Raw genomic sequence first — 3639 nt, forward strand, 5'->3', positions numbered from 1 at the left:
TGAAGGGTGATCATCTGTTGAATCACATTTCCTTCCATAAAGCAAAAACCCATCTTGAAGAATTCCAACTAGCTTCTCATCGTCATAGGACATACTGGTATTTTCCGTCACATTTGAAGCCTCCAAATGGTAATGATAACCTGTAGGTCCCATATGGGCACCCGCATAATCAAATCCTGAGGCTACATTTGCAGATAAAGCGATATTTGGACCTTCTTCATCATTAAAAATTGGCGCTCCGGTAACGGCAATGCCTATGGCACCCAATCCGGTAGCTGAAGTAGAAGAAGCCTTGGCCGGAGTAGCTTGCACAGTGAGGGTGTAACTCCTGCTTGAAATTGTACCTGGAGACATTTCACTTTCATTCGCTACACTAGGTGCTATGTATAGGCTGTTGCTTTCACTCCAGTAGGGTGAGGTATGGTTTGGCAGTCCGTTGGATTCAATGGTTATCTCGTCCCCGTCAAAAGAAACAGTTACCGCATCCTCATTGAATTCGTTGAAGGCTGCTACAGGTGTGCTACCCGTGGAGCTTGCAATGGAATCATCATCATCATTGCTGTCTGCCACATATCCGCTGGGTTGGGTGCATGAGGTGGTACTTACACTTGGATTTCCTAATCCGTCACCATCTGAGTCTTGATACCATGAAGTTTCGTTACAGGTTTCCTCATCACTAGCGCAAGAAGGAAACAATAGGCTTGTTGCTACAAAAACGAGTGTTAATAAATTGGGGACTTTCATTATTTCTAAAATTAAAAATTGCTATTGAATAGAATCATTTAATGGTTTAGACGGGTGAAAGGAAAAAATCCCTCGATTTTACTCAAATTTTATTAATAATTATGGAAAATAGGCAAAACCCAAATATTGGAAATGTCTTATTGAAATTAAGAATACATCCATTAAACTGACATTTTTGCTATTTCAGATTATTTTAAACCAAAATTGGCCATCTATAACCCCACTAAAAATGGCCGATATTATTAGGTCTTTCCGGGATATTATTATCCTTTAATCTTTTCTGAAAAGCTTCCTTACTTTCTCCCGGGCTAGGCCAGACATCACTAGGACGATGAGCTTCTGCCATCATTTTGTCAATTTTTTCCACCAGAGCCTTGTTTTCAGCACTGATGTCATTTTGCTGTTGGGGGTCAGTTAGCAGATTGTACAGTTCCAAATGGCCACCATTGGCTTTGTGGGCATAATATTCCCCCAACCTGATGGCTTGATTTTGTTTATGCTCCCAATAGAGGTATTCATGTGCTATTTGCTCACCTTGCCCGGTAAGGGTTGGTAAAATAGAAAGCCCGTCTATAAAAGTAGGAGAGGAAACGCCTGCCAAATCAGCGGCAGTAGGGAGGAAGTCCCAAAATGCCCAGATATGATCACTTACTGTTCCTGCCCTTATCTTCCCTGGCCACCTTACCATGGCAGGTACATGAAATCCTCCATTGTATTCATTGCTTTTTTGTCCTCGGGTAGGGGAGCGATGCTTAAAAAAATCACTTAATGTAGGACCTTCCTGTAAGTCTAGGTATCTTTTCTCATAACCTTGGCTTGAGTTTCCATTGTCAGAAGCAAAGAATATAATGGTGTTGTCATCCAAACCTAAATTATCCAATAAGTCCATTAATTTACCTACTTCTCCATCCATACGGGATACCATTGCTGCCCACTCTTTGTGTTGAATCGGCCAGTTTTTGTCCTTATATTCTCCAAGTTCTGGCACGATCAGTGGCCCATGTGGTACCGTATTGGCAAGGTATAAAAAGAAAGGCCGGTCCTGATTTTCTTTTACAAAATCCAAGGCTTTTTCGTTGATGATATCAAAAGAATAAACTGCATTTGAGGGGTCATCAATCCCATTTGGAATTACTTTACCTTCTTCATCATAAGTACTGGCTTTGGAATAATTTTCATATTCGTAATGGTTTTTGTTTCCGGGAAAAAAGACCTTGTCTTGATTGTGATACAAAAATTCAGGGTAATAAGTATGGGCTTGACGCTGGTTGAGGTAACCATAGAATTCATCAAAACCCATTTTGTTGGGTATTCCGGGTTGATTTTCTAGCGCCAAACCCCATTTGCCGAACAAGCCCGTTTTATACCCTGCTTCTTTTAGCATCATGGCCACCGTATAATCCCCTTCTTGTAAAGATTCGCGATAAGATTGATAGGAATTACCTCTCACCCTGGCGTGTCCCTGATGTAAACCTTGCATCAAAGAAGACCTGGACGGTGCACAAACCGAACTTCCTGCATAGGCATTGGTGAACTTCATCCCTTCAGCGGCAATTCTATCAATATTTGGGGTTTTGATTTTCTTCTGACCATAGCAGCCCAGATCCCCCCAACTTAAATCATCACTTAAAATAAAAATTATATTTGGCGCCCTTTCCTCTTTTATTTCTTTTTTATTTGAAGTGCAACCAAGGCAAGTGATAATAGCTAAAGCAAGACTTATTATGGATGGATTATACAATTGCTTAATGTTCATAAAAATTAGGATTAGAAATGGGTGGAATGAAATTTTTTAAGGAGTAGCTGTAAGGATTTTAAGTCTGTCAATGGCATTCTGGTTTTGAGGATTCAAGTCCAATGATTTTTTGAAATTAGCAATGGCTTTTTTATGGTTTCCCATGGATAGAAATCCCTCTGCCAAACTATCAAATAGATTGGCAGATTTGGGGTATAATTGGGTTGCCAAGTTAAAGACTTTGACACCTTGATTTGAGGTTTTAGCGTTAAAAATTAATTGAAGCCCTAGCGTATTTAAGTTTCCTTCGGGCAGGTTTAATTCGGGGTGTTTCTTTTTGCTTTCCTCATATAGCTCCCATAGGCTATTGTATTGCTGAGCGGAGGCCAAGGCATTGAAATCATTAAAAGTAAAGGCAGTGCTTTTTTGCCCCTTCACGCTGTAGCTCATCAAGTTCTTATTCGTTCCAATCAGCTCTAATTGGCTTTTGAAGGCTGTTTTTGCTGTACTGTCTTCCAATAAAAATGCTTTCAAAAAACTCAAACCAAGTATTGAAACCCATTTATAAGCATTCATAATTTCAGGATCACTCTTGTCTTGTCTGCCATCTCGAGCTTGAAAAAGAACCCCTAGGGGGCTAAAATACGAGTGGGTTAAATCATGAAATTTTAAGCGGTAAGCTCGGTTGAGGGAAAGGCTGTCGTATAAAACAAACTTGGTATTGAGTGTCGAGTCAATCTTGTCTTCATTGAGAACCTTTTCAGGTATGTCTTTTTGGGCCATATGCAGGTAAGGCACATCCATTTTGTGTAAACCAAAAAAGGGTGATTTCTTTAATAAGTCATACTGATACCTTTCTGTACCATCAAGGCTAATGACGGCTTTAATGTTGTCATTGCGCATTTGAGCAATGATGTTTGCTAGCCCCCCGAAGCTAAAACCCATGACTGCTATTTTGGTGAGGTCACTATTTGAGATTAATCCCGCCTCTTTAATAAGAAATTCAACATCTCTGGCCTGGGTTTCCATTTCCTTGGCCAGGTTATTTCCAAACCACCTTGTTTCCGTTCCTCTGCTGGGGCTGGCAATGACTATAAAACCCTCGCTTGCGAGGTATTCACACATAGCGAAATTTTCCACGGAAGAAGCCTGAAAACTTG

At 40.4% G+C, this 3639-nt stretch carries 3 protein-coding genes; all 3 read right to left on the bottom strand.

The window, feature by feature from the left end; translation table 11 throughout:
* A partial coding sequence (locus AAC037_RS21615; protein WP_339905541.1) for a YHYH protein occupies window positions 1-744 on the bottom strand: 744 nt, incomplete at its 3' end.
* 223 nt (window positions 745-967) lie between these two features.
* On the bottom strand, window positions 968-2500 hold the full coding sequence (locus AAC037_RS21620; protein WP_339905543.1) for an arylsulfatase: 1533 nt from the start codon (window positions 2498-2500) through the stop codon (window positions 968-970).
* A 36-nt stretch (window positions 2501-2536) separates the two neighbouring features.
* The coding region (locus tag AAC037_RS21625) for an alpha/beta hydrolase (RefSeq protein WP_339905545.1) at window positions 2537-3639 on the bottom strand (1103 nt) is incomplete at its 5' end.

The sequence above is a fragment of the uncultured Cyclobacterium sp. genome (assembly GCF_963976465.1).
Lineage (GTDB): Bacteria > Bacteroidota > Bacteroidia > Cytophagales > Cyclobacteriaceae > Cyclobacterium.